Genomic DNA, 20,948 nt, shown 5'->3' with positions numbered 1-20,948 from the left:
TATGTGCGTGAGCACACCGACGAGAAAGCCACTGGACCGCGTTGCCCTGTGGTCGCTGTTGTCGGAGAAGTCCGACTTCTGGACCGCCGTTGATGTGGTTGCGGTCACAGGTTCGACGAACGCGGACCTCGCCGCCGCCGCGAGGGACGGCGCCGAGGAGGGCCGCGTCCTCATCGCCGAGATCCAGTCGAGCGGACGCGGGCGCCTCGACCGCACCTGGACCAGCCCCGAAGGCGCGGGCCTGACGATGTCGCTCCTGCTGCGCCCCACCCTCCCGCGCGAATTGTGGGGCACCCTCGGCCTCGTCGCCGCCGTCGCCCTCGCCGAGGCGCTCCGCGACGTCTGCGGCCTCGACCCGAAGCTGAAGTGGCCCAACGACCTCCTCCTCGACGGCCGCAAGGCCTGCGGCATCCTCGCCCAGGTCGAGGGCGACGCGGCCGTCCTCGGCGTCGGCCTCAACGTCTCCCTCACCGAGGAGGAGCTGCCGGTCCCCCACGCCACCTCCCTCCTCCTCGCCGGGGCCGCCGTCCTCGACCGCGCGACGATCGCCGCGGCCTTCCTCGACCGCTTCGCCGCGGCCTACCGCACCTGGAACGAGGAGGGCCCCGCGCCGGCGATCGAACGGTGGCGCCGCGACTCCGCCACCCTCGGCAGCCAGGTCGCGGTATCGTTCCCGAACGGCCGCAAGCTTTCCGGGCGAGCGGTCGGCATCGACGCCGACGGCTGCCTACAGATCGACCCCGGAGACGGCGCGGTGGAGACGATCGCCGCGGGCGACATCGTCCACCTGAGGCCGCATGACTGAGCATCGCGAGGCGATGCCCCGGCACGACCGAGGAGTGGCGGATTGACCGACCGAACGCACGGCGACGACGCACGACCCGACACCCGGCCGGCCCGGCAGCCGCCGGGACCGACCGGGCTCGACGCCGACGGCGAACGCCTCTACCGGCTCCTGCTCCCCCGCGCCGACGCCACCGCCGCGCAGCTCGCGGCCGAGTCCGGCCGGACCGGCGCCGACGTCCAGGCGGGCCTCATGCGCCTGGTCGAGGACGGGTTCGCCGTCATGAGCACCGACGCGCGCTTCCGCGCCGTCAGCCCCGACACCGTCCTGGGCGGGCGCATCGCCGCCCGCCTCGGCGCGGCCCTCGGCGAATACGAGGCCCTGCGCGAACTCCTGGAGATCGGCCGCACCGGCGCCGGCCCCGGCGGCGGCGACCAGGGCAACTGGGAGGCCGTGACCGGCCCGGTCGCCATCCGCTCGCGCCTGCGCGGCCTCAAGGCCGCCGCCGAGCACTCCGTCCGCACCTTCGTGCGGCCCCCGATGGTCCTGCCCGTCCCCGAGAAGGAGCTGCACCTGGGCCTCCAGGCCCGCGGCGTCGGCCACCGCATCCTCGTCGACCGGGCCGTGCTCGACGCCGACCCCTACGCCGCGCACCTGCGCCACGCGCTCGCCTCCGGCGACGAGGTGCGGTTCGCCAAGCGCCTGCCGCTCAAGCTGGTGCTCGTGGACGACCGGACGACGCTCATCGAGGTCCCCGACCCCGGCCGCCCGAAGGCCATCATCACCGAGAACCGCTCCATCGTGGAGCTCGCGGGAGCGCTCTTCGAGCAGCTGTGGCTCACCGGCGTCCCGGCGACCTCCAAGGCCGCCGACCCCGACCGGATCGACCAGGACGACGCGGTCCTGCTGGGGCTCCTCATCGCCGGGCTCACCGACCAGTCGATCGCCTCGCGCCTGGGCATCGGGCTGCGCACCGTCCAGCGGCGGGTCCGCGAGCTCATGGACCTGGCGGATGTGGACACCCGCATCCAGCTCGGCTGGCACGCCGCCAAGAACGGCTGGGTCCCTTAGGAGGCCGCGCACCGGGTTCACCGCGCGCGCCCTCCCGAATCGCGGGCCGCGGGCCGGTGACGCCGTGTTGTACTGTGCTTTTGAACTACAGTGCTTTTGAACAACCGCCCCCGCCCGTTTCCACTCCTGGAGGTCCGCAGTGGGATATCCCGACGATCAGCTCGCCCGCGGCGAAGAGGTCAAGCTCCACACCCGTCCGCATTGGAAGGAGGGCGTCGGCCCCGTCCTGTGGTTCGTGGTCTTCCTGGCCATCGGCGCCATCGCCATCACCTACACGACCCGGCTCGACTGGGACGGCAAGATCTGGCTGGTCCTGGCCGAGGTCGTCATCGTCATCGCCCTGCTCGTCTGGCTGTCGGTCATCCCGTGGATCCGCTGGCGCTCCACCCACTACGTGATCACCGACCAGCGCGTCATGTGGCGCGACGGCCTCGTGACCCGCGAGAGCCGCCACATCCCGCTCGCCCGCGTCAACACCGTGTCGTACACGCAGAACGTGTGGGAGCGGATCTTCGGCTTCGGCGACATGAACATCGACTCCGCCTCCGACGACGGCGAGATCAACCTCATCGACGTGCCGAAGGTCGACAAGACCAAGGCCCTGCTCTACCAGCTCGCCGAGGACGACCGCGCCCGCCGCTCCGCCGCGGGCGACGGCACGTGATCCTCTAGGCCCGCAAGCGAAGCGCCCGCGCGATCCGTTCGGATCACGCGGGCGTCGTCGTTCTGCGGTGCCGTCGTTCGCGGAGTCGCCGGTCAGGCCTCGGCGAGCTCGGGGTGGCGGAAGACCCAGGTGCGGTAGGCGAAGAACCGGAAGATCGTGGCGAGGCCGACGCCGAAGAAGTTCGCGGCGAGGTTCTTGGCGATCGCGGTGTCGAAGTACTGCGGCCAGACCTCGGCGAGCCCGTTGTTGGCCCACAGGCAGCCGAGCGCGATGAGCAGGCCGACGCCGTTGAAGAGGAAGTAGAGCGCGTACTGGCGGTGGGCGGCGGCGCTGCCGCGCCGGTCGCGCCAGGTCCAGTGGCGGTTCCCCGCGAAGGCGACGGTGGTCGCGACGATCGTGGAGACGATCTTGGCGCTCCAGTCCGTCCAGTCCAGGCCCAGGAACAGGACGTTGAACAGCCCGATGTCGATCACGTAGGCGGTGCCGCCGACGCCGGCGAAGCGGATGAGCTCCCCGGCGTGGCGCCGCAGCAGCGCGGCGGCGCGCGGGAACAGGCCGGCGGGGGCCGGGGGCGGGGTCTCGATCGTGGTCGGCATCAGCGTCAGCTTACCCGTCCCGGGGCCCTCGCGACAGCGCCGAACGGGTGCGAATCACGGCCGCGGGAGCGCTCCGATCCCAGCTCGTGGGAGGTGCGGCCCGCGGCCGGTCAGCCGCCGAGCGGGGCGGCGACAGCGACGACGCCGACGACGAACGGGTCGTCGCCGCGCTCGAAGCGGATCACGGCCTCTTCACCGGCCTGGACGCGGTGGACGCTGACGTCGACGCCGAAGGCGTACCAGCGCGGGTTCTCGACCGCGCCGTTCGCGACGCAGGTCGCGGGCTCGCCGAGGGACTGGTCGCCGACGGTGAGGCGGTCGCCGCGCAGGTTCGCCGAGCCGCCCCACACGGTGGCGGCGAGGTCGACCTCGCCGCCGTCCTCCACTTCGATCGCGGTGTCGGCGTCGGCGGCGCCGTCGTAGACGGCGATCTCCTTGGCCGCGGCGCCCGGCTCGGCGTAGACGACGGTGAGCGACCAGCCCGCCCAGTGCGGGTCGAGGCAGGCCGCGTCGGCGCTGACCGGCCACTGCGCGCACGCGGAGGTCGGCAGCTGGTGGTTGTCGGTGGCGACCCAGTACTCGCCGGCGCCGGCGACGAGGCCGGTGACGTCGACGAAGGCCTGCTCGCCGGTGGCGGCGGCGCGCACGTCGGAGGCGCCGAGGGCGGTCCAGGACCCGCCGGGCCCGGCGAGCGAGACGGCGGTGGGCAGGCCCTCCTCGGACCCGGCCCAGTACAGGCCGGCCCAGAGGACCTCGGCGCCGCCGGGGACGTCGAGGGCCGCGCCGGAGACGGCCTCGCCCTCGCGGCCCGCGGGGGCCTCGCCGGGCTTGTAGGCCTTCATGGGCCAGCGGTCGCCCGCGCCGACGAGCGCGAGGTCCTTGCAGCCGGGGACCGAGCAGGTCATCCAGGTGTTCCCGGCGGCGGTGACGCCGGTGGCGTCGAGGCTGGCGTAGCCGACGTCGCTGCCCGCGGGCGCGATGGGCACCTGGAGGGCGGTGGTGCCGCTGATGCCGGGGCCCTCCACGGTGACGGTGAAGGTCTGGTAGCCGCTGACCTCCTCGCCGATCGCGATGCGCACGAGCGCTTCGGCGGGGTCGGGCATCCGCGGTATCGAGCAGTGGACGACCGCGCGGGACTCGGTGCAGGTCCAGCCCGGTTCGGCGGTCTCGGCGGCGAGGGTGATGCCCTCGGGCATGGTGATGTCGAGGGTGACGCGGTCGGTCGCGGCGGCCTGGCCGCGGCGCCCGGTCGACTCGGTCTCGGGCTCGGTTTCGGTCTCGTTCGGGGCGGATTCGAGGACGGGTCCGGCGGACTCGGTCCGGTCGGCGAGGGGGGCGTAGCCGCCGCCGGTGCCGCCGGGGGCCGCGAGGCGGATGGGGAGGACGGCCTCGCCGCCGGCGACGAGGCCGGTGGTGCCCAGGCCGTGCGCGATCGTGTAGGTCTCGGGTTCGGGCTCGGCCGGGTCCTCCGCGGCGGGGGTCGGCTCGGGCTCGGTCTCCTCGGGGTCCTCGGGCACCGGTTCGGGGTCGGGCGGCACCGGGTCCTCGTCCTCGGGTTCGGGCTCGGCCTCCTCGGCGGGCTGGATGACCGTGGTCTCGGGGGCGGCCTCGGGCTCCTCCTCGTCCTCGCCGAGGGAGAGGGCGAACACCGCGACCGCGGCGGCCACCGCGACGGTGGTGCCGGTCGCGATGCTGCCCTTCGTGCCGAGCTGCTGGACGACCCTGCGGATCCAGTTGAAGGCGATCCGGAAGGGCGTGAATGCGGCCGCGAGGAGGCCCCCGACGGCCAGTCCGGCGGCCGAGACGGCCCCGGCGGCGATGTAGGGCGCCGCCGCGCCGCCGAGGAGGACCCCGGCGACCACGCCGCGCAGGCCCGAGTTCAGCTCGGTCAGCTCGGCGAACAGCAGGTTGCAGGTGACGCACGAGTCGAGGTGGTCGTCGACCTTGGTCGCGTCCCGGTCGCCGAGCTTGCCGCGCACGCGCGCGCCGATGCGGTCCACGGTCCAGCGGCACTCCTCGCGCGGGGAGTCGGCGGCGTGCTCGGAGAGGTAGTTCTGGCGCAGCTTCTCGCGGGCGCGGTAGGCGAGCGCGGAGACGCCGTTGGGGGTCATGCCGAGCAGGCGCGCGATCTGGGCCGGGGAGTCCTCCTCGACCTCGGTGTGCCACAGGACCATCCGCCAGCGCTCGGGGAGCTTGCCGAAGGCGAGCGCGGCGTAGCGGCGCTCCTGGCCCTCGACGGCGGGGTCGACGAAGAGCTCGCCGGTGTCGTGCGGGGAGAGGTCGTCGGTGAACTCGACGCGCTTGTCGCGGCGCATCCGGTCGTAGAAGGTGTTGCGGAGGGTCTGGAGCATGTAGGGGCGGAAGGCGAGGTCGGGCCCGGCGCCCTGGCGGAAGGTGTGGAGGAGTTTCGCGAAGGCCTCGGAGACGAGGTCGTCGGCGCCGGCGGGGTCGCGCGAGAGGATGCGGGCGAGGCGGCGGGCGGCGTGGACGTGGCGCTCGTAGAGGACTGCGTAGGCGGTGGTGTCGCCGCCGCGGGTGGCGGCGATGAGCTCGGGGTCGGAGCGGGTCTCGGGGTCGAGGTCGGGGCCCGGGTGGGCGCCGTGCTCCGCGCCGCGGGGATCTCCGGCGGGTACGGTCTCGGGCATGGTTCGCCGGGGCTCCTTCCTGGTTGTGCCGAGCTCGTACCATCGGGGAGGCTCGGTCCGTGCTCGCGGGCGAGGTGTCGTTCGTCTTCTCGGGGAGGAGCTCTCGATGTCTCCCTTGGGTTAACGATCGAGCGCCCCTCGGGTTGCGCTTATCGGGAGGTTCGCTTCACGAGTCGCGCGAACTGGACATTGCTGCGAGTTTAGGGCAAAAGACGGTCATAGCCGTGAATTGAGACGTGATTGTGACCAGGTGTGATGGTATTGGGACTTCCCGTCAGGGTTCCAGTCAACTGTCGGAAATGCGTCAGGCCATTGCGTACCGTGGGGTAACGCGCGCGCGGCGCGAACGACGCATAGGAGGTGAGCGATGCCCGCATCGGTCCTGCTGGCACTGCTGGCCGCAACGGCCCTGCTGGCCCTGACCCCGGCGCTCGTGCGCCGCTACGACTCGGACGAGCGCATGATCGCCGACCGGGCCTCCTCCGACGCCCGCGTCCTCACCCGCGACGGCCACCGCCCCTCGCGCCCCACCTCCCACCGCACCGCCGATCTGGGCGAATCGGACATACCGATCGAGGACCTGCTTGCGGGGCAAGACGATCCGGCGCCTTCGCCCGCCCGCGGGTGGGAGCGGCGCGGCACGCGCCGCGGGGAGTCGGTACGGTTGGGACCCGACCAGTCGTTGACCGGCGAGGACCCCGAGATGCACGAGCAGGCCAGGCTCCGGCAGATGCGCGCCGAGTGGTGGCGGCGGCGACACCGCCGCATCCTCTACGTGCTCATAGCGCTCACCGTCGTCGAGCTCATAGGCGTCGTCGTCGCCGGTCCCGGCTTCTGGATCGGCGCGGCCGTGTCGGTCCTCGTCCTCGGCGGCTACGTCTACTTCCTGCGCGAACGCGCCAAGCGCCTCCACCGTCCCGTGCCCAAGGCCATGCTCACCGCCGAGCCCGAGCACACCGAGACCGGCCCGCCGACCTACGTCCCCGAGCAGCCCGACGGCGACGAGGACGAGGTCCCCCGCGAGTCCTACCTGTTCGACGACGGCGGCCTCCACGACGAGCCCGCACCGCCGCCGCGCCCGGACCCGCGGCGCCCCGACGGGCCCGCGGGCGTGCGCGGACGCTCCTACGAGGCCCCGGCGAAACTGGAGCGCTGAGCTGGATCACAGCGGGGCTGCGGCTAAACTCGCACGGTTATGCCTGATGAGGAACCGCAGCACCGCCACATCCTGACGTTCAACTTCCGCCAGGGACGCAACAAGCCCCGCCACGATGAGGCCTTCGCCTCGCTGTGGCCGCGCTACGGCCTGGACTGGGAGCCCGGCGACGGCCCGATCGACTTCCCGAAGCTGTTCGGACGCACCGCCCCCGTCGTGCTGGAGATCGGCTCGGGCAACGGCGAGGCCGCCGCCGCCATGAGCGACGCCGACCGCGCCCGCGACCTCCTCGCCGTCGAGGTCTACCCCCAGGGCATCGCCGACCTCATGGACCGCGCCGCCGAACGCGGCCTCGACAATCTGCGCATCTACCAGGGCGACGCCCTCCCCCTGCTGTGGGAGGCCCTCGCGCCGGGCTCCCTCGACGAGGTCCGCGTCTACTTCCCCGACCCCTGGCCCAAGAAGCGCCACCACAAGCGCCGCATCATCCAGCCCGACCACGTCCGCACCCTCACCGCACTGCTGCGCCCCGGCGGCGTCTTCCACTGCGCCACCGACATCGAGGACTACGCCGAGCAGATGCTCGACGTCCTCACCGCCGAACCGGCCCTCGAGAACACGGCCGACGGCTACGCCCCCCGCCCCGACCACCGCCCGGTCACGAAGTTCGAACGCCGAGGCGTCAAAGCAGGCCGCGACATCTTCGACCTCATCTTCCGCAAACGCCGGTGAGACCCCCTCGCCTTGTGGGTGATGTACATTAGGATCGTATGTCATCAACATCAAGGAGGAGCGCCATGTCCATCACCCAGATCGATCTCGACGACGAGGCCCTGGCGAAGGCCATGGCGCTGATGGGAACGAAGACGAAGAAGGAGACCGTCAACACGGCGCTCACCGAATACGTCGAGCGCATGGAGCGGCTGAAGGCGGCCGAGTGGCTCTTCGATCAAGGTCAGCAGGGCGTTTTCGACGCCGCCGAAGCGGCGCATCAGGCCGCGAAGCAGGCTTGGAAGGACGCCGCTGAATGATCGGCGGGTACCTGCTGGACAGTTCCGCCATCTGGCATCTCTCCAAAAACATGCGTTCGCTTCAGGCGTGGCATGAGGCCATCGCCGTCGGCGCCTTTCGCACGTGCGAAGCGACCCGAGCCGAAATGTTCTTCTCCGCCAAGGACGCCGCACACAGAGACGAGATGATCAAGCGCTTCGACTCGTTCGGCAAGATCGCCCCGGTCCCCAAACAGGCATGGCGTTGGGTCGAGACCGCGCAGTACAAGTTGACCCAGCGAGGCCTCCACCGCTCCGCCGGCCCGGTCGATCTCCTCGTCTGCGCCACCGCCGTCCACCACGACCTGACCGTGCTTCACGTCGACAACGACTTTCGCACCGTCGCCTCCGTCATGCCCGAACTGCACGAGCGGGACATACGTCCGCTCGCTTGACCGACACTTCAGTCGAGCCGTGGCTTCGGGCGGTAATTCTCCTTGTCCGACAGAAGTTCCACGTCGGTCGCACCGTCCGCCACCCTCCGGCGGAAGCGTGCAAGCGCCTCGGCACGCCCCTGCACGTCGACAATCGTCGGCGGCTTCGCGGCCGTGAGCTTGCGGTGCCAGGCTTCTGCGGAGGCGTCGGTGAGGGAGGCGATCTGGTCGATGACGGCTCGGAGGCGGGCGGGGTCGTCGGAGGCGCGGTTCCAGGCGTCGGCGAACATCGGTTCGAGGGCGTCGGTGCCGCGGTCGCAGAGGACCGCGACGAGTTCGTGGAGGATCTCGCGCTGGCGGGTGTACCAGTTCGCGGCGGTGCGCGGCTGCATGACGTAGCGCCAGGCGATGCCCTTGAGGAGCGCGCACTGGACGCGCTCGGTCTCGGGGACGACCAGGTCGGCGTCGTAGCGGCGCAGCTGGCCGTCGCCGAACTGCTCGCGGGTGGCCTTGGCGGCGGCGTTCACGAAGCGGCCCACCATGTCCGAGGTGAAGCGCTTGAGGGCGACCTGGTCCTTGAAGGAGCCGTCGTAGTCGTGGAGCGGTTCGAGGAGCGGGTCGCGTAGGAGGTCGCGCAGCGCCTCGGCGAGGACGTCGGGCGGGTCGTCGCAGTAGCGGCCCGCGGCGCCCTCGCAGACGGCGGACTGCTCGGCGGCGTCGTCCATGAGCTTCGCGAGGTTGATGTAGCCGCCGTAGAGGCCGTCCTCGACGTCGTGCACCGAGTAGGCGACGTCGTCGGACCAGTCCATGACCTGGGCCTCCAGGCATTTGGCGCCTTCGGGCGCCCCGCCGCGGAACCAGTCGAAGACCGCGCGGTCGTCCTCGTAGACGCCGAACTTGCGGGTGCCCTCGCTTGCGGCCCAAGGGTATTTGCACATCGCGTCGAGCGAGGCGCGGGTGAGGTTGAGCCCGGCCGAGCCGCCGTCGCCGTCGAGGGCCTTCGCTTCGAGGCGGCTGACGACGCGGAGGGTCTGGGCGTTGCCCTCGAAGCCGCCGCAGGGCCCGGCCACCTCGTGGAGGGCGTCCTCGCCGTTGTGCCCGAACGGGGGGTGGCCGAGGTCGTGGGCGAGCCCGGCAACGTCGGCCACGTCGGGGTCGCAGCCGAGGACGGAGCCGAGCTCGCGGGAGATCTGGGCGACTTCGAGGGAGTGCGTGAGGCGGGTGCGCAGGAAGTCGTCGGTCCCGGCGGTGTGGACCTGGGTCTTGTCGGCGAGTCGCCGGAACCCGGCGGAGTGGAGGATGCGGGCGCGGTCGCGCTGGAACGGCGTCCGCACCGAGCCGGGCTCGGCCACCAGCCGCTCCGCGGCGGGCCAGCGCTTCGCCAGCGGGTGCAGTGCGGGATCGGTCACCGGTCGAGCCTATCGCGGCGGATCGGCGTACCTGCGGCTCGACGGCGGGACCGGCCGCGCCGACCGCTCGCCGGGCTCGTCCTGCCCATCGCCGTGGAGACGACCACCAGGGACAGGTCGCGCGGTGCGCGGCGGCGCCTGGTCTCCAGGGCACCGGCTCCGGCACTCCGTCTCCCCTGGCCGACCCGGGCCGCCGGTCCGGCCTGTTCGACCGGCTCGCCCCGTCCGCCGGTTCGACCGCTCGCCCGGCCCGTCTTCTCCTCGGGCGTAACGACGGCGGGACCGGCCGCGCGGTGCGCAGCCGGTCCCTGGTGGCCGTCGGGGGGCCGTGTTCAGGTCGTGGTTCAGTCGGTCAGGTAGAGGCGCATGACGCCGGTGCCGTCGCCGTCGACGCTGCCGTGGGCCCAGGCGACCGCCGAGAGTGCTTCGACGCCTTCGAAGTCGTCGGGGAAGGTCTCGGCGGCGGCGGCCAGGTCGACCCAGACCGCGACGGCGGCCTTGTCGGGGGCGGCGGCGGCGAAGTCGCTGAAGCGCGAGTCCTCGCCGAGCGTCCCGGACGGGGCCGAGGCGCCGGTGTAGGTGATCTCGGAGCCGTCGACCTCGACGCCGTCGGGCAGCGGCTCGCCGCCGGACATGTCGGAGATGAGGTCTTCGAGTTCCTGGGCGCGGTCCTCGGCGAGGCGGGCCGCGAAGTAGATCGAGTCCTCGCTCACCTCGGAGTCGGGGTCGAAGTCGCCGGCGAAGCTGAGGCTGGCGCCCGCGAGGAGGTCGGTGAACTGGCCGACGACCTCTTCGATCTCGCCGAAGTCGGGGCCGTAGGAGTAGTCCTCGCCGGTGGCCCAGGGCTCGTCCTCGGTGCCGTAGGACCAGTAGCGGGAGTCGAGTTCGAGGTAGCGGGCCTCTTCCTCGTCGGTGAGGGTGTCGGCGTAGTAGCCGGACTGGAGTTCGACGTACTCGTCGTACTCGGCGTCGGTGAGCGGGGTGCCCGCGTCCTCGGAGGAGGTGGCGTAGTCGTCGCCGTAGAAGTCCTCGGCGAAGCCGGTCCACTCCTCGGCGATCTCGCCGAGGTTCTCGGGGAGGTACGCGGCGGCGGCGAAGTCGCCGGCGGGCATGTCGCCCATGGTGGACATGAGGTCTTCGGAGCCGGTCCACGGGTCGTCCTCGGAGCCGAAGAGCCGGTAGGTGAGTTCGAAGCCCTCGTCGAAGGCGGAGAGGCCGGCGATCATCTGGCCGGAGTAGAACTGGCTGAACAGTTCCGCGTCGGCGCCGGTGAGCTCGGCGAGGCCTGCGACGGCGTCCATGTCGACCCAGTAGACGACGAGCTGGTCGCCGTCGAGCCAGGAGCGGGCCTCCTCGTAGGCACCGGAGGCGGAGAGCGGGTCGGAATCGGCCTCGCTCTGGGCGGCGTCGAGCGCGTCGGCGGCGCCGGTCTCGCCGACGACCATGAGGACGTGGTCGTCCTCGACGCTGTAGGCCATCTGGTCCTCGTCGACCTCGGCGGCGGCGCGGAGGTTGGCGAGGCCGTCCTCGGCGGCGTCGGCGTCGGTGCTGGCGAGGCTGACGACGGCGTAAGGCTGGTCGTCGTGCTCCCACATGGCCATGCCGTGGCGCTTGCCGAGCCAGGAGGTGAGGTCCTTCTCGGCGTCGACGCCTTCGAGGCCGGACTCCTCGAGGAGGTCGGCGATCATGTCGTCGGTGGAGTCGTAGTCGAGGTCGTCGAACTTGCCGAGGTGTTCGAGGAGCTTCGGCGTCTGGTCGAAGGACGGGTCGAAGTTGACCTCGACGTACATGCTCGCCGACGAGGGGAAACTCTCTGCCGGGTCGGGGCCGGAGACGAACACGAACTTGAAGAGCACGACGGCCGCGGCGGCGGCGACGAGCACGATGGAGAGGATCGCGGCGATGGCGACCTTGCCGCTGCGTCCGCGCCCCGGCGGGGGCGGCGGCGGGCCGGGCACGTAGGCGCCGGGCGGCAGGTACGGCGGCTGGCCGCCGGCCTGGCCCTGGTCGGGCGCGCCGGGGACCACGTACGGGTTCGGCTGCGGGGGGCCGGCCGGGTACCCGGCGGGCGGGCCCGCGGGGGGCCCGTAGCCGGGCTGGGGCCCGTAACCGGGTTGGGGCTGCGGCTGGTACGGCTGCTGCTGGTACTGCGGCGGCGGCCCAGCGGGCTGGCCGGAGTACTGCTGTGGGTTCGCATCGCTGGACATGATTCGACGCTACGGCGCGAATGCAACGGTCGTATCCCGGGAATGTGCCAATCGCGCCGCGGCGGGTCGGCGATCGGCGCGGGTCGATGCCTCGATGCAACGCCTTCGAGGCAGTGCCTTCGATGCGGCGCCTGTCCGCGCGGTGCCTCAAAGCGGCGTCTCGATGCGGCGCCTCGATGTGCCGGGCGCGGTCCGCGCGGGCGGGCCTCAGAACTCGTAGACCTCGCCGGGCCGCACGACCTCGACCGGTCCGGTGTAGGCGGCCTGCGCTTCGGCGAGGGTGCGCTCCCGCGGATTCCACGGTTCGACCAGATGGGTCAGCAGGAGTCGCGCGGCACCGGACTTGGTGGCGTACTCCCCCGCTTCCTTGCCGGTGAGGTGAACGTCCTTCGGATTCTCGTTTCCCTCCAGATAGGAGGCTTCGGCGAGGAGCACGTCGCAATGAGCGGCGAGCGATTCGAGGGCCTGGCACGGCCCCGAGTCGGAGGTGTAGGCGAGCGAGGAGCCCGCGTGCTCGACGCGGACGCCGTACGTCTCGACGGGGTGGGCGACCCGGTCGACGGTGACGGTGAGCGGCCCGAGCGCGAAGGCGCCGGGCTCCAGCTCGCGGAAGTCGTAGACGTCGCGGAGGGAGGCCGGGCACAGCTCGCCCTGGCCGCCGTAGGCCGCCACGATCCGGTCGGCGACCCCGGCGGGGCCGTAGAGCGGGACCGGCGCGCCGGGCGCCTGGGGGGCGTAGCGGTGCATGACGGCGTACCCGCAGGCGTCGAAGAAGTGGTCGGCGTGCAGGTGGGTGACGATGACCGCGTCGATCAGGCCCGGGTCGAGGTGCTTCTGGAGCTCGCCGAGGGAGCCGGTGCCGAAGTCGATGAGCAGGCGGAAGCCGCCGGCCTCGACCAGGTAGGCCGAGCAGGGCGTGTCGGGGGCCGGAAAGGAGCCGGCGCAGCCGATTACCGTGAGTTTCATGGCAGTTCACGCCCTCCTGAATTGCGGGTGGCTAGCGTCGCCGAGGGGGCCAGTACGGCGGCCGCCGCGTTCGGGAACAGGTTGCCCAGGAACCGGCGGGCGGTCCTGGTGAAGGCGGCGGGGTCGCCGGTCGCGAGGAAGCGGTGTTCGGCGGGCCCGGTCCGGGCTGCCAGGAGGTCCCGTTCGGTGAGCACGCGGTAGAGTTCGCGCGCGCATTCGCTCCCTGAGTTCACGAGCGTCACGTCCTCTCCCATCACCAGTCCGATGAGTCCTGAAAGCAGCGGATAGTGGGTGCAGCCCAATACGACCGTGTCGACATCGGATTGCTGTAGCGGCTCAAGGTACCCCTGGGCGAGGCCTAGGAGCTGTCGGCCGGTTGTCACACCGCGTTCCACGAAATCCACGAACGCCGGGCAGGCGACGGCGGTCACCTCGACGTCCGGGACGGCGTTGAACGCGTCCAGGTACGCGCCCGAGGAGATCGTCGAGACCGTCCCGAGGACCCCGATCCGGCCGGTGCCGGTGGTCGCCACCGCGCGGCGCACCGCGGGCCGGATGACCTCGACGACCGGGATGTCGTACCGGTCGCGGATGTCGGCCAGGCTCGCCGCCGAGGCGGAGTTGCAGGCGATCACGAGCGCCTTGACCTCCTGTTCGACCAGGTGATCGCAGACGTCGAGCGAGAGTTTGCGGACCTCGGCGATGGGCCGGGGACCGTACGGGACATGGGCGGTGTCGCCGACGTAGACGAGTCGCTCGGCGGGCAGCAGCTCGCTGATCGCCCGGGCGACGGTCAGGCCTCCGACACCGGAGTCGAAGATCCCGATGGGCGCGTCGTTCATGGGCTACGAGCGTACGTCCATTCCGGCCCGGAGCGCCCGGGCTCGGCACGGGAATGTCGCCAAAATGACAACGTGGCGATCGCCACATTTACAGCGCGCGAGCGGGTTTTCTGTCAGTGGGCGGCGCCAAGATCGAGGCCGGAAGCGGTGCTGTTTCTTCCCACCCTGGGTGGGGGGGGGACCCTGGGCGGGAGGCGCGCCCCTCAGGCGGCGGCCGCGACGCGCAGCATCACGAAGGCGGCGAGCAGGGTCACCGAGGAGGCGGCCATGAACATCCATGGCACGCCCTTGAAACGCACGGTCGCGAAGGCCATCATCGCCAGGAGCATCCCGACGACGCCGCAGGAGATGAACGCGGGCGTGAACCACCCCGGGCCGTCGCCGAAGATCTCGAACAGGCTCACGATCGCGGAGGCGACCCCCGCGAGCACGAGCACGAGCGCCCACGAGGCGACCCCGGCGAGGCGCCGCAGGCGCACCGAGGGGACGTCGTCGGAGGCGACGGTCGAACCGTCGAGTCGCGGCGGGTCGAGCGGGCCCGACTCCATCTGCGGCGCTTCGCTTTGGCGCGGCAGGCCGGTCGACTGGCCGAGGGTGAAGGTGCGCTGCTGGCCGGTGCTGCTCATTCGGCCAGGCTAGCAAGTCGCCGAGAAGTGCTCAGGAGCGCGTCAGCCGGGTGACGCGCACCGCCGAACCGGGCAAACGACCGCCCGCGGTGAACAACCCGAGGTCGACGGGCATCCCGCGCCCGCGCCGAAGAGGCCGGGCCCGCGCTTCGCGCGGGCCCGGCCTCTTCGATGTCGTCTTACGCCCAGACCTGGCCGTCGAGGGCGTTCGCGGCCTCGTCGAGGGTCTCGGAGTAGGCGCCGGTCGACAGGTACTTCCAGCCGCCGTCGGCCACCAGCAGCGCGATGTCCGCGCTCCGTCCGGCCCGCTCGGCCTCCCGCGCCAGCGCGAGCCCCGCGTGGAGCACGGCGCCGGTCGAGAGGCCCACGAACAGGCCCTCCGTGTCGAGCACCTCGCGGGTGCGGCGCAGCGCGTCCTCGGTGCCGACGCTCAGGCGCCGGTCGAGGACCTTCTCGTCGTACAGCTCGGGCACGAAGCCCTCGTCGAGGTTCCGCAGCCCGTACACGAGCTCGCCGTACCGGGGCTCGGCCGCCACGATCTGGACGCCTGGCGCGTATTCGCGCAGGTAGCGGCCGACGCCCATGAGGGTGGCGGTCGTGCCGAGCCCGGCCACGAAGTGCGTGATCTCGGGGAGGTCGCGCAGCAGTTCGGGGCCGGTGCCCTCGTAGTGCGCGGCCGCGTTGGCCGGGTTCGCGTACTGGTTGAGCATCACCCAGTCGGGCCGTTCGGCGGCCAGGGCGCGCGCCTTCGCGACCGCCGCGTTCGAGCCGCCCGCGGCGGGCGAGGACACGATCTCGGCGCCGAAGGCGGTCAGCAGTTGGCGGCGTTCGAGCGAGGTGTTCTCGGGCATGACCGCGACGAGCTTGTAGCCCTTGCGGCGCGCCAGCATCGCCACGGCGATGCCGGTGTTCCCCGAGGTCGGCTCCAGGATGGTCGCGCCGGGTGTGAGGAGGCCGTCGGCTTCGGCGGCCTCGATCATCTTGGCGGCCACGCGGTCCTTGACCGAGCCGGTCGGGTTGGCCCCTTCGAGCTTCGCCCACAGCCGGACGTCCGGCGAGGGCGAGAGCCGCGGCAGCCCGACCAGCGGCGTCTCGCCGACGGTGGCGGTGATGTCCTCGTAGCGTGCCACGGCCGCGATCCCCTTCGGCTACATGCCGCCCGCGACCGCGGGCAGGATCGTGATCGAGTCGCCGTCGGAGAGCTTGGCCTCGAGGCCGCCGATGAACCGGACGTCCTCGTCGTTGATGTAGACGTTCACGAAGCGGTGCAAGGCGCCCTCTTCGGTCACGACGCGGGCCTTGAGTCCGGTGTGCTGCGCGTCGAGGCTGTCGAACAGCGCCGCGAGCGTCTCGCCCTCGCCGCTGACGAGCTTCTGGCCGCCGGTGTGGGTGCGCAGGATGGTGGGGATGCGGACTTCGATGGACATGCTGGACTTCCCTTTGCTCGATGAGCGGCCTTGGGGCGCTCGATGTGTCTGGTTCGCAGCCGAGTCGCTGCATGACGCGTGCCGGGGCCGGGGGCCCCGGTGCAAACTCAGGAACAGTCGTAGACCGTCGAGTCGGGGGTGTGGGCGAACTTGTAGCTCTGGACCGCCTCGGGGGCGCCGGTGACCTCGATGGGCTCCTCGGTGACCTCGCCGCCGGCGATGCGGAAGGACCTGACCTCGGCGATCTCGGGGTCCTTGGTGGTGACGAGCACGTAGTGGGCGCCGGGCAGGCCCAGGTCGGAGGCGATCCCGGCGTCGGAGCGCGACGGGTAGGCCTCGGTGTGGGTGTGCGAGTGGTAGGCCACGACGACTTCCTCGTCGTTGTCCCACATGCGGTCGTATTCGCGCTTCCACTCTTCGGCGTCGAACTCGTAGAAGGTCGTGGAGCGGGCAGCGTTCGTCATCGGGACATGCCGTCTCGGCGTTCCCGTGCCCTCAGGGCCGGCGATGATGCCGCACGCCTCGTCGGGATGGTCGGCCCGGGCGTGCGCGACCATCGCTTCGACCAGCTCATGCGCGATCCGCAACACGCAAGCAAGCGTACACGCGACCGCCGCGGGCCAGAAGCCCTCGCTCAGAGCGTGAGACGCGCCTCCGGCGCCCCTGACCGGCCCGTCCGCGAAGCGCCCCTCGGGGCCCGCGACCAGGGGTGGGAGGGGGATCACGCCGGGAGGCGAGCGCGGCTCGCGCACCGGGCCCGCCGCCGGTCGGGGTGCATTACGCTCACCCGTATGTCCGTCACGCTCCCGCGCACGCCCCTGTACACCGACCACTACGAGTACACGATGCTCGAAGCGGCCCTCCGCGACGGCACCGCCGAGCTGCCGTGCGTGTTCGAGGTGTTCGGGCGCCGCCTGCCCACCGGGCGCCGCTACGGCGTGGTCGCCGGCATCGGCCGCCTCAGCGAGGCCATCGAGCGGTTCCGGTTCGAGCCCTCCGATCTGGAGGACCTGACCTCGCGCGGGGTGGTGAAGGAGTCGACGGCCGAGTGGCTGGCCGACTACCGCTTCGCCGGGGACATCGACGTCTATCCCGAGGGCGAGCTGTACTTCCCCGGCTCCCCCATCGTCACCGTCACCGGGACGTTCGCCGAGTGCGTGCTCCTGGAGACGCTGACGCTCTCGATCCTCAACCACGACAGCGCGATCGCCAGCGCCGCCGCGCGCATGGTGACCGCCGCGCGGGGCCGCCCGATCCTGGAGATGGGTTCGCGGCGCACGCACGAGGCGGCGGCGATCGCGGCGTCGCGGGCGGCGTACCTGGCGGGTTTCGCGGCCACGTCGAACCTGGAGGCGGGGCGCCGGTACGGGGTGCCGACCTCGGGGACGAGCGCGCACGCGTTCACGTTGCTGCACAAGTCCGAGATCGAGGCGTTCACGGCGCAGATCGACGCGTTCGGCACCGACACGACGCTGCTGGTGGACACGTACGACATCACGCAGGGCATCCGGAACGCGATCGCGGCGGCCGGGCCGCGGCTGCGGGCGATCCGGATCGACTCCGGCGACCTCGACGTCATGGCTACGGGCGCAAGGGAACTGCTGGACGAGTTGGAGGCGTACGACACGAAGATCGTGGTGTCGGGCGACTTGGACGAGTACTCGATCGCGGCGCTGGCGGCGGCGCCGGTGGACATCTACGGGGCGGGGACGGCCGTGGTGGTCGGTTCGGGCGCGCCGACGGCGCAGCTGGTGTACAAGCTGGTCGAGGTGGAGGGCCGGGCGGTCGCGAAGCGTTCGGAGCACAAGGGCACCAACGGGGGCCGGAAGGTCGCGGTGCGGCGGCACAAGCCGACGGGCACGGCGGTCGAGGAGGTCGTGGTGTCGCAAGGGGAGCCTGAGTCGATGCCGGGCGACAAGCGGCTCCAGGTGCCGCTGTTCCGCGGCGGGGAGCTGCTGGCGCAGTCGGATCTGGAGGGTTCGCGGGAGCTGCTGCGGCAGCGTCTCATCTCGATCCCTTGGGAGGGTTTGAAACTGTCGCCCGGTGACCCGGCGATCCCGGTGGTGCAGATCCGCGGGGGCGAATAGTTCCTTTTGGTCCCTTCGGTTTCGCGGCCGGTCCGAAACCGGCGGTCGGGGATCTGTCACACGTGGGCCTGCGCATTCGGGATACGATGCGGTTGCCCCCTGTCCGCGTTCCCGACGTTCCCGCGATCCTCCCCGAAAGGAACCGCCCCAATGGTCTTCAGCAAGCTCAAAGCCTTTCTCGGCAGTGGCATCCAGATCGACACGCTGCTGCACGAGAAGCACGTCGCCCCCGGCGGGGTCCTCAAGGGCGAGGTGCGCATCTCCGGCGCCGAAGTGGACGCTTCGGTGGAGGGCGTCGAGATCGAGTTCACCGCCCTGGTCGAGGACGACAGCAAGGGCGAGGACGCCGCCGGCGTCGTGCACGACTACTTCCGCGCCGAGATCTCGGGCAAGTTCGACCTCGCCAAGGGCACGGCCCACCCGATCCCGTTCGAGGTGCAGGTGCCCTGGGAGACCCCGTTCAACAACGTCGAGTCGCGTCCGCTGGTCGGGGGCATGAAGCTCGGCGTCTCGACGCACCTGGCGCTGGACCAGGCCCTGGACAAGGGCGACCTGGACTGGCTGACGGTGGAGGCGCTGCCGGTGCACAAGGCGGTGTGGGACGCGTTGGAGGCCTTGGGCTTCGCGTTCCAGGAGACGGACCTGGAGCTGGGGACGATCCAGGGGGCGACGGTGCCGTTCTACCAGGAGGTCGAGTTCTGGGCGACCGAGGGCGAATTCCACGGGCGCATCCGCGAGCTCGAGGTGGTCTTCGTTGCGGGCGAGGCGAACACGGACGTGGTGTTCGCGGCCGACAACTCGGCCGAGCTCCTCGCGCCGGACCTGAACTCGACGATCCGCTTCTCGCTGCCGACGGCGGGCGGGGACGTGACGGAGACCGTGAAGGCCCAGCTGACGCAGCTGGCGGCGCAGAAGGGCGTCTGACGCCTCGATACCGACGTGAAAGGGCGGCCCGGTGAACCGGGCCGCCCTTTCGCGTGCGTGAGCGGCGGGCTCGCACCGCGAAGGCGGGCGCTGCGCGCTGGCGCGGAACGGTCGCCTACGGCTCTGCGGGCGGCGGTCGCACCCCGGTTCCGGGCGCTGCCCGCCCGTTCTCTGGCCGTTTCCGCTGGTGAACCCGGTCGCGGAAGAAATCCGGGGATCACTCTTGCCAAGCTTCTACGTATACGTATAGTCTATACGTATACCGAGGGAGACCCCTGGAAGGAGGTTAGGATGCCGCTATGCCCAACAAGACGATCTACGTCGCCGACAAGGACCTCGCCCTCTACGACCGGGCGCAGGAACTCTCCGGCGGCAGTCTCTCCAGGGCCATCTCGCTGGCGCTCACGCGCTACGTCGACGCCGAAGAGGGCAGGCTCGAAGGCTTCGAGGAGATCACCGTCCGAGTGGGCCCGGGCACCGGCCGCAAACGCCAGCGCCAGCGCTTCACCGGCGTCAAGCTCGGCGAGTGGATCCGCTCGGACGCCAAGACCGCCGAGGTCTACCGCGTCTACCGCGCCCGGTCGGGCAAGTTCGTCATCCACACCGAGAAGACGCCCGACTACGTGCAGATGACGGCCGAGACCGGCTGGCGCAAGCACCTGGGGCTCGGCGAGCAGTTCTTCGGGGCGACGACCGGGGAGGCCTTCCTCGAGGTGGTCGACACGCTCGACGAGCTCAAGGCGAAGATCCCGGCCGAGCTGTACTCGATGGTCGCCGCGAGCGCCGAGGCGCCGCCGATCCAGGACCTCGACATCTAGTCGCGCGCAACCGAACCGCGCGTTAACTCCACCCGCGTCCGATCGCGGCCGCTGGGCCGCCGAGCGGCGCCTTCCGCACCACCGCGCGCCCTTCGGCGTGCCCGAATCCGAGCCGAGAGCGGCGGAGCCCTGCCCACCGACTGTCCACATTGCACATTCGAAGGCGAGGTGAACCCGTGCTCGACCTCGGCACACTGCTCACCCTCTACCCGCCCCCGCGGCGGCTGACAGCGCCGACGCAGGAGCGTCAGGGCGATGTCAGCGCCGTGTCAGCGGACCCGGCCAGAGTATCCACATGCCCGGAGCGGAACCCCGAACCGGAACCGCGACCAGCACCACCGCGAAGCGAGGAACCATGAACACCCGCAAGCCCCTGGCGATCGAAGCCCTGAACCTCACCAAGTCCTACGGCGAGAACAAGGTCCTCGACGGGATCGACATCACCGTCCCCGAAGGCAGCATCTTCTCCCTGCTGGGCCCCAACGGCGCCGGCAAGACCACGACGGTGAACATCCTGACGACCCTCATCCCCTCCGGGAGCGGCGACGCCTTCGTGGGCGGTCGCCACATCGACAAGGAGGCCGACGAAGTCCGCAAGCTCATCGGCGTCACCGGCCAGTTCGCGGCCGTCGACACCCTCCTCACCGGGCGCGAGAACCTCCAGCTCATGGGGCGCCTCCACCACCTGGGGAAGGCCGAGACCCGCCGCCGCGCCGAAGAGCTGCTGGAGCGCTTCGACCTCATGGAGGCCGCCAAGCGGGCCCCCTCGACGTACTCCGGCGGCATGAAGCGCCGCCTCGACATCGCGATGTGCCTCATGGGCGACCCGAAGATCATCTTCCTCGACGAGCCGACCACCGGCCTCGACCCGGCCGGGCGCCGCACCGTGTGGTCGATCATCCGCCGACTCGTCAAGGGCGGCACCACGATCTTCCTCACCACCCAGTACCTCGAGGAAGCCGACGAGCTCGCCGACAAGATCGCCGTCCTCGACGGCGGCAAGATCGTCGCCGAAGGCACGCCCGAGCAGCTCAAGCGGCTCGTGCCCGGCGGGCACGTGACGCTGCGGCTGCACCGCGCCGACCAGCTCGACCGCACCGTCGGCGCCCTGGAGGCCACCGGATCGGACCCGGACCAGCTCACCGTGCAGGTCCCCTCCGACGGCTCGGTGCACTCGCTGCGCAAGATCCTCGACGCCCTCGACCGTGAGGAGATCGAAGTCGACGAGTTCACCGTCCACACCCCCGACCTCGACGACGTGTTCCTGTCCCTCACCGGCCAGACGACCGCCGACTAGCCGCCC

The 20,948-nt window shown here is 71.4% G+C and carries 21 protein-coding genes; 11 read left to right on the top strand and 10 right to left on the bottom strand.

Annotated elements, in window-relative coordinates:
- Position 1 precedes the first annotated feature (1 nt).
- From E9998_RS01395 to E9998_RS01385, 3 genes are all read left to right on the top strand, one after another.
- Entirely contained in the window at positions 2 to 805 is an 804-nt protein-coding gene (locus E9998_RS01395) for a biotin--[acetyl-CoA-carboxylase] ligase (RefSeq protein ID WP_136528057.1), read from the top strand.
- 42 nt (positions 806 to 847) lie between these two features.
- Positions 848 to 1,855, top strand: coding sequence for a hypothetical protein (locus E9998_RS01390; protein ID WP_136527909.1), 1,008 nt, complete (start codon positions 848 to 850; stop codon positions 1,853 to 1,855).
- A gap of 139 nt (positions 1,856 to 1,994) precedes the next feature.
- Positions 1,995 to 2,519: a PH domain-containing protein gene (locus tag E9998_RS01385; protein WP_136527908.1), complete on the top strand. Its 525-nt coding sequence runs from the start codon at positions 1,995 to 1,997 to the stop codon at positions 2,517 to 2,519.
- Between the two features lie 92 nt (positions 2,520 to 2,611).
- Here the strand turns inward: E9998_RS01385 and E9998_RS01380 are convergent, their stop codons facing one another.
- On the bottom strand, positions 2,612 to 3,115 hold the full coding sequence (locus E9998_RS01380) for a GtrA family protein (RefSeq protein ID WP_136527907.1): 504 nt from the start codon (positions 3,113 to 3,115) through the stop codon (positions 2,612 to 2,614).
- Positions 3,116 to 3,225: 110 nt separating this feature from the next.
- Entirely contained in the window at positions 3,226 to 5,760 is a 2,535-nt protein-coding gene (locus E9998_RS01375) for a sigma-70 family RNA polymerase sigma factor (protein ID WP_136527906.1), read from the bottom strand.
- 367 nt (positions 5,761 to 6,127) lie between these two features.
- Here E9998_RS01375 and E9998_RS01370 point away from each other — a divergent pair, with 367 nt between their 5' ends.
- The 4 genes from E9998_RS01370 (at position 6,128) to E9998_RS01355 (ending at position 8,360) form a co-directional block, all read left to right on the top strand.
- Positions 6,128 to 6,916 (top strand): hypothetical protein, encoded by a 789-nt coding sequence (locus E9998_RS01370; protein ID WP_136527905.1) that lies wholly within the window; start codon positions 6,128 to 6,130, stop codon positions 6,914 to 6,916.
- Between the two features lie 39 nt (positions 6,917 to 6,955).
- Positions 6,956 to 7,648, top strand: a complete 693-nt coding sequence (gene trmB / locus E9998_RS01365) for a tRNA (guanosine(46)-N7)-methyltransferase TrmB (protein ID WP_136527904.1) — start codon at positions 6,956 to 6,958, stop codon at positions 7,646 to 7,648.
- Between the two features lie 65 nt (positions 7,649 to 7,713).
- Positions 7,714 to 7,947, top strand: coding sequence for a type II toxin-antitoxin system VapB family antitoxin (locus E9998_RS01360; protein WP_136527903.1), 234 nt, complete (start codon positions 7,714 to 7,716; stop codon positions 7,945 to 7,947).
- Complete coding sequence (locus E9998_RS01355; protein WP_136527902.1) at positions 7,944 to 8,360, top strand: PIN domain-containing protein; 417 nt, start codon at positions 7,944 to 7,946, stop codon at positions 8,358 to 8,360. The genes E9998_RS01360 and E9998_RS01355 overlap by 4 nt, the downstream gene beginning before the upstream one ends.
- Before the next feature lie 8 nt (positions 8,361 to 8,368).
- Here E9998_RS01355 and E9998_RS01350 read toward each other — a convergent pair whose 3' ends face one another.
- The 8 genes from E9998_RS01350 to E9998_RS01315 all read right to left on the bottom strand — a co-directional run bounded on the left by E9998_RS01350 (position 8,369) and on the right by E9998_RS01315 (position 16,406).
- Positions 8,369 to 9,733: a deoxyguanosinetriphosphate triphosphohydrolase gene (locus E9998_RS01350; protein ID WP_420842400.1), complete on the bottom strand. Its 1,365-nt coding sequence runs from the start codon at positions 9,731 to 9,733 to the stop codon at positions 8,369 to 8,371.
- 359 nt (positions 9,734 to 10,092) lie between these two features.
- Positions 10,093 to 11,955, bottom strand: a complete 1,863-nt coding sequence (locus E9998_RS01345; RefSeq protein ID WP_136527901.1) for a hypothetical protein — start codon at positions 11,953 to 11,955, stop codon at positions 10,093 to 10,095.
- Between the two features lie 207 nt (positions 11,956 to 12,162).
- Positions 12,163 to 12,921 (bottom strand): MBL fold metallo-hydrolase, encoded by a 759-nt coding sequence (locus E9998_RS01340; protein WP_136527900.1) that lies wholly within the window; start codon positions 12,919 to 12,921, stop codon positions 12,163 to 12,165.
- On the bottom strand, positions 12,918 to 13,763 hold the full coding sequence (gene murI / locus E9998_RS01335; protein WP_136527899.1) for a glutamate racemase: 846 nt from the start codon (positions 13,761 to 13,763) through the stop codon (positions 12,918 to 12,920). The genes E9998_RS01340 and murI overlap by 4 nt, the downstream gene beginning before the upstream one ends.
- A gap of 203 nt (positions 13,764 to 13,966) precedes the next feature.
- Complete coding sequence (locus tag E9998_RS01330) at positions 13,967 to 14,389, bottom strand: hypothetical protein (protein ID WP_136527898.1); 423 nt, start codon at positions 14,387 to 14,389, stop codon at positions 13,967 to 13,969.
- 179 nt (positions 14,390 to 14,568) lie between these two features.
- Complete coding sequence (locus tag E9998_RS01325; protein WP_136527897.1) at positions 14,569 to 15,519, bottom strand: PLP-dependent cysteine synthase family protein; 951 nt, start codon at positions 15,517 to 15,519, stop codon at positions 14,569 to 14,571.
- A gap of 18 nt (positions 15,520 to 15,537) precedes the next feature.
- Positions 15,538 to 15,816, bottom strand: coding sequence for a MoaD/ThiS family protein (locus E9998_RS01320; protein WP_136527896.1), 279 nt, complete (start codon positions 15,814 to 15,816; stop codon positions 15,538 to 15,540).
- A 107-nt stretch (positions 15,817 to 15,923) separates the two neighbouring features.
- The gene (locus E9998_RS01315) at positions 15,924 to 16,406 is read right to left on the bottom strand and encodes a M67 family metallopeptidase (protein WP_275669482.1); all 483 of its coding nucleotides are present in this window, start codon (positions 16,404 to 16,406) and stop codon (positions 15,924 to 15,926) included.
- 201 nt (positions 16,407 to 16,607) lie between these two features.
- On the opposite strand from E9998_RS01315, the gene E9998_RS01310 reads away from it, so the two are divergent.
- The 4 genes from E9998_RS01310 to E9998_RS01295 all read left to right on the top strand — a co-directional run bounded on the left by E9998_RS01310 (position 16,608) and on the right by E9998_RS01295 (position 20,942).
- Entirely contained in the window at positions 16,608 to 17,903 is a 1,296-nt protein-coding gene (locus tag E9998_RS01310) for a nicotinate phosphoribosyltransferase (RefSeq protein WP_136527895.1), read from the top strand.
- 150 nt (positions 17,904 to 18,053) lie between these two features.
- On the top strand, positions 18,054 to 18,827 hold the full coding sequence (locus E9998_RS01305; RefSeq protein ID WP_136527894.1) for a sporulation protein: 774 nt from the start codon (positions 18,054 to 18,056) through the stop codon (positions 18,825 to 18,827).
- Between the two features lie 299 nt (positions 18,828 to 19,126).
- Positions 19,127 to 19,645: an EXLDI protein gene (locus tag E9998_RS01300; RefSeq protein WP_136527893.1), complete on the top strand. Its 519-nt coding sequence runs from the start codon at positions 19,127 to 19,129 to the stop codon at positions 19,643 to 19,645.
- A gap of 355 nt (positions 19,646 to 20,000) precedes the next feature.
- Positions 20,001 to 20,942 carry an ATP-binding cassette domain-containing protein gene (locus tag E9998_RS01295; RefSeq protein WP_136527892.1) on the top strand — a complete coding sequence of 314 codons (942 nt, stop codon included), beginning with the start codon at positions 20,001 to 20,003 and terminating at the stop codon, positions 20,940 to 20,942.
- Positions 20,943 to 20,948 lie beyond the last annotated feature (6 nt).

Source organism: Glycomyces paridis (assembly GCF_004912155.1).
Classification (GTDB): domain Bacteria; phylum Actinomycetota; class Actinomycetes; order Mycobacteriales; family Micromonosporaceae; genus Glycomyces; species Glycomyces paridis.
Note: the sequence above shows the minus strand (reverse complement) of the source record. Positions and strands in the feature narration are given on the sequence as shown.

Bases quoted from the DNA above. Each gene is read 5' to 3' on its own strand.
- E9998_RS01320 (WP_136527896.1), bottom strand. From the start codon at position 15,816: ATGTCCATCGAAGTCCGCATCCCCACCATCCTGCGCACCCACACCGGC.
- E9998_RS01360 (WP_136527903.1), top strand. From the start codon at position 7,714: ATGTCCATCACCCAGATCGATCTCGACGACGAGGCCCTGGCGAAGGCC.
- E9998_RS01300 (WP_136527893.1), top strand. From the start codon at position 19,127: ATGCCCAACAAGACGATCTACGTCGCCGACAAGGACCTCGCCCTCTAC.
- E9998_RS01380 (WP_136527907.1), bottom strand. From the start codon at position 3,115: ATGCCGACCACGATCGAGACCCCGCCCCCGGCCCCCGCCGGCCTGTTC.
- E9998_RS01375 (WP_136527906.1), bottom strand. From the start codon at position 5,760: ATGCCCGAGACCGTACCCGCCGGAGATCCCCGCGGCGCGGAGCACGGC.
- E9998_RS01370 (WP_136527905.1), top strand. From the start codon at position 6,128: ATGCCCGCATCGGTCCTGCTGGCACTGCTGGCCGCAACGGCCCTGCTG.
- E9998_RS01340 (WP_136527900.1), bottom strand. From the start codon at position 12,921: ATGAAACTCACGGTAATCGGCTGCGCCGGCTCCTTTCCGGCCCCCGAC.
- E9998_RS01345 (WP_136527901.1), bottom strand. From the start codon at position 11,955: ATGTCCAGCGATGCGAACCCACAGCAGTACTCCGGCCAGCCCGCTGGG.
- E9998_RS01295 (WP_136527892.1), top strand. From the start codon at position 20,001: ATGAACACCCGCAAGCCCCTGGCGATCGAAGCCCTGAACCTCACCAAG.
- E9998_RS01305 (WP_136527894.1), top strand. From the start codon at position 18,054: ATGGTCTTCAGCAAGCTCAAAGCCTTTCTCGGCAGTGGCATCCAGATC.
- E9998_RS01330 (WP_136527898.1), bottom strand. From the start codon at position 14,389: ATGAGCAGCACCGGCCAGCAGCGCACCTTCACCCTCGGCCAGTCGACC.
- trmB (WP_136527904.1), top strand. From the start codon at position 6,956: ATGCCTGATGAGGAACCGCAGCACCGCCACATCCTGACGTTCAACTTC.
- murI (WP_136527899.1), bottom strand. From the start codon at position 13,763: ATGAACGACGCGCCCATCGGGATCTTCGACTCCGGTGTCGGAGGCCTG.
- E9998_RS01395 (WP_136528057.1), top strand. From the start codon at position 2: ATGTGCGTGAGCACACCGACGAGAAAGCCACTGGACCGCGTTGCCCTG.
- E9998_RS01310 (WP_136527895.1), top strand. From the start codon at position 16,608: ATGTCCGTCACGCTCCCGCGCACGCCCCTGTACACCGACCACTACGAG.
- E9998_RS01355 (WP_136527902.1), top strand. From the start codon at position 7,944: ATGATCGGCGGGTACCTGCTGGACAGTTCCGCCATCTGGCATCTCTCC.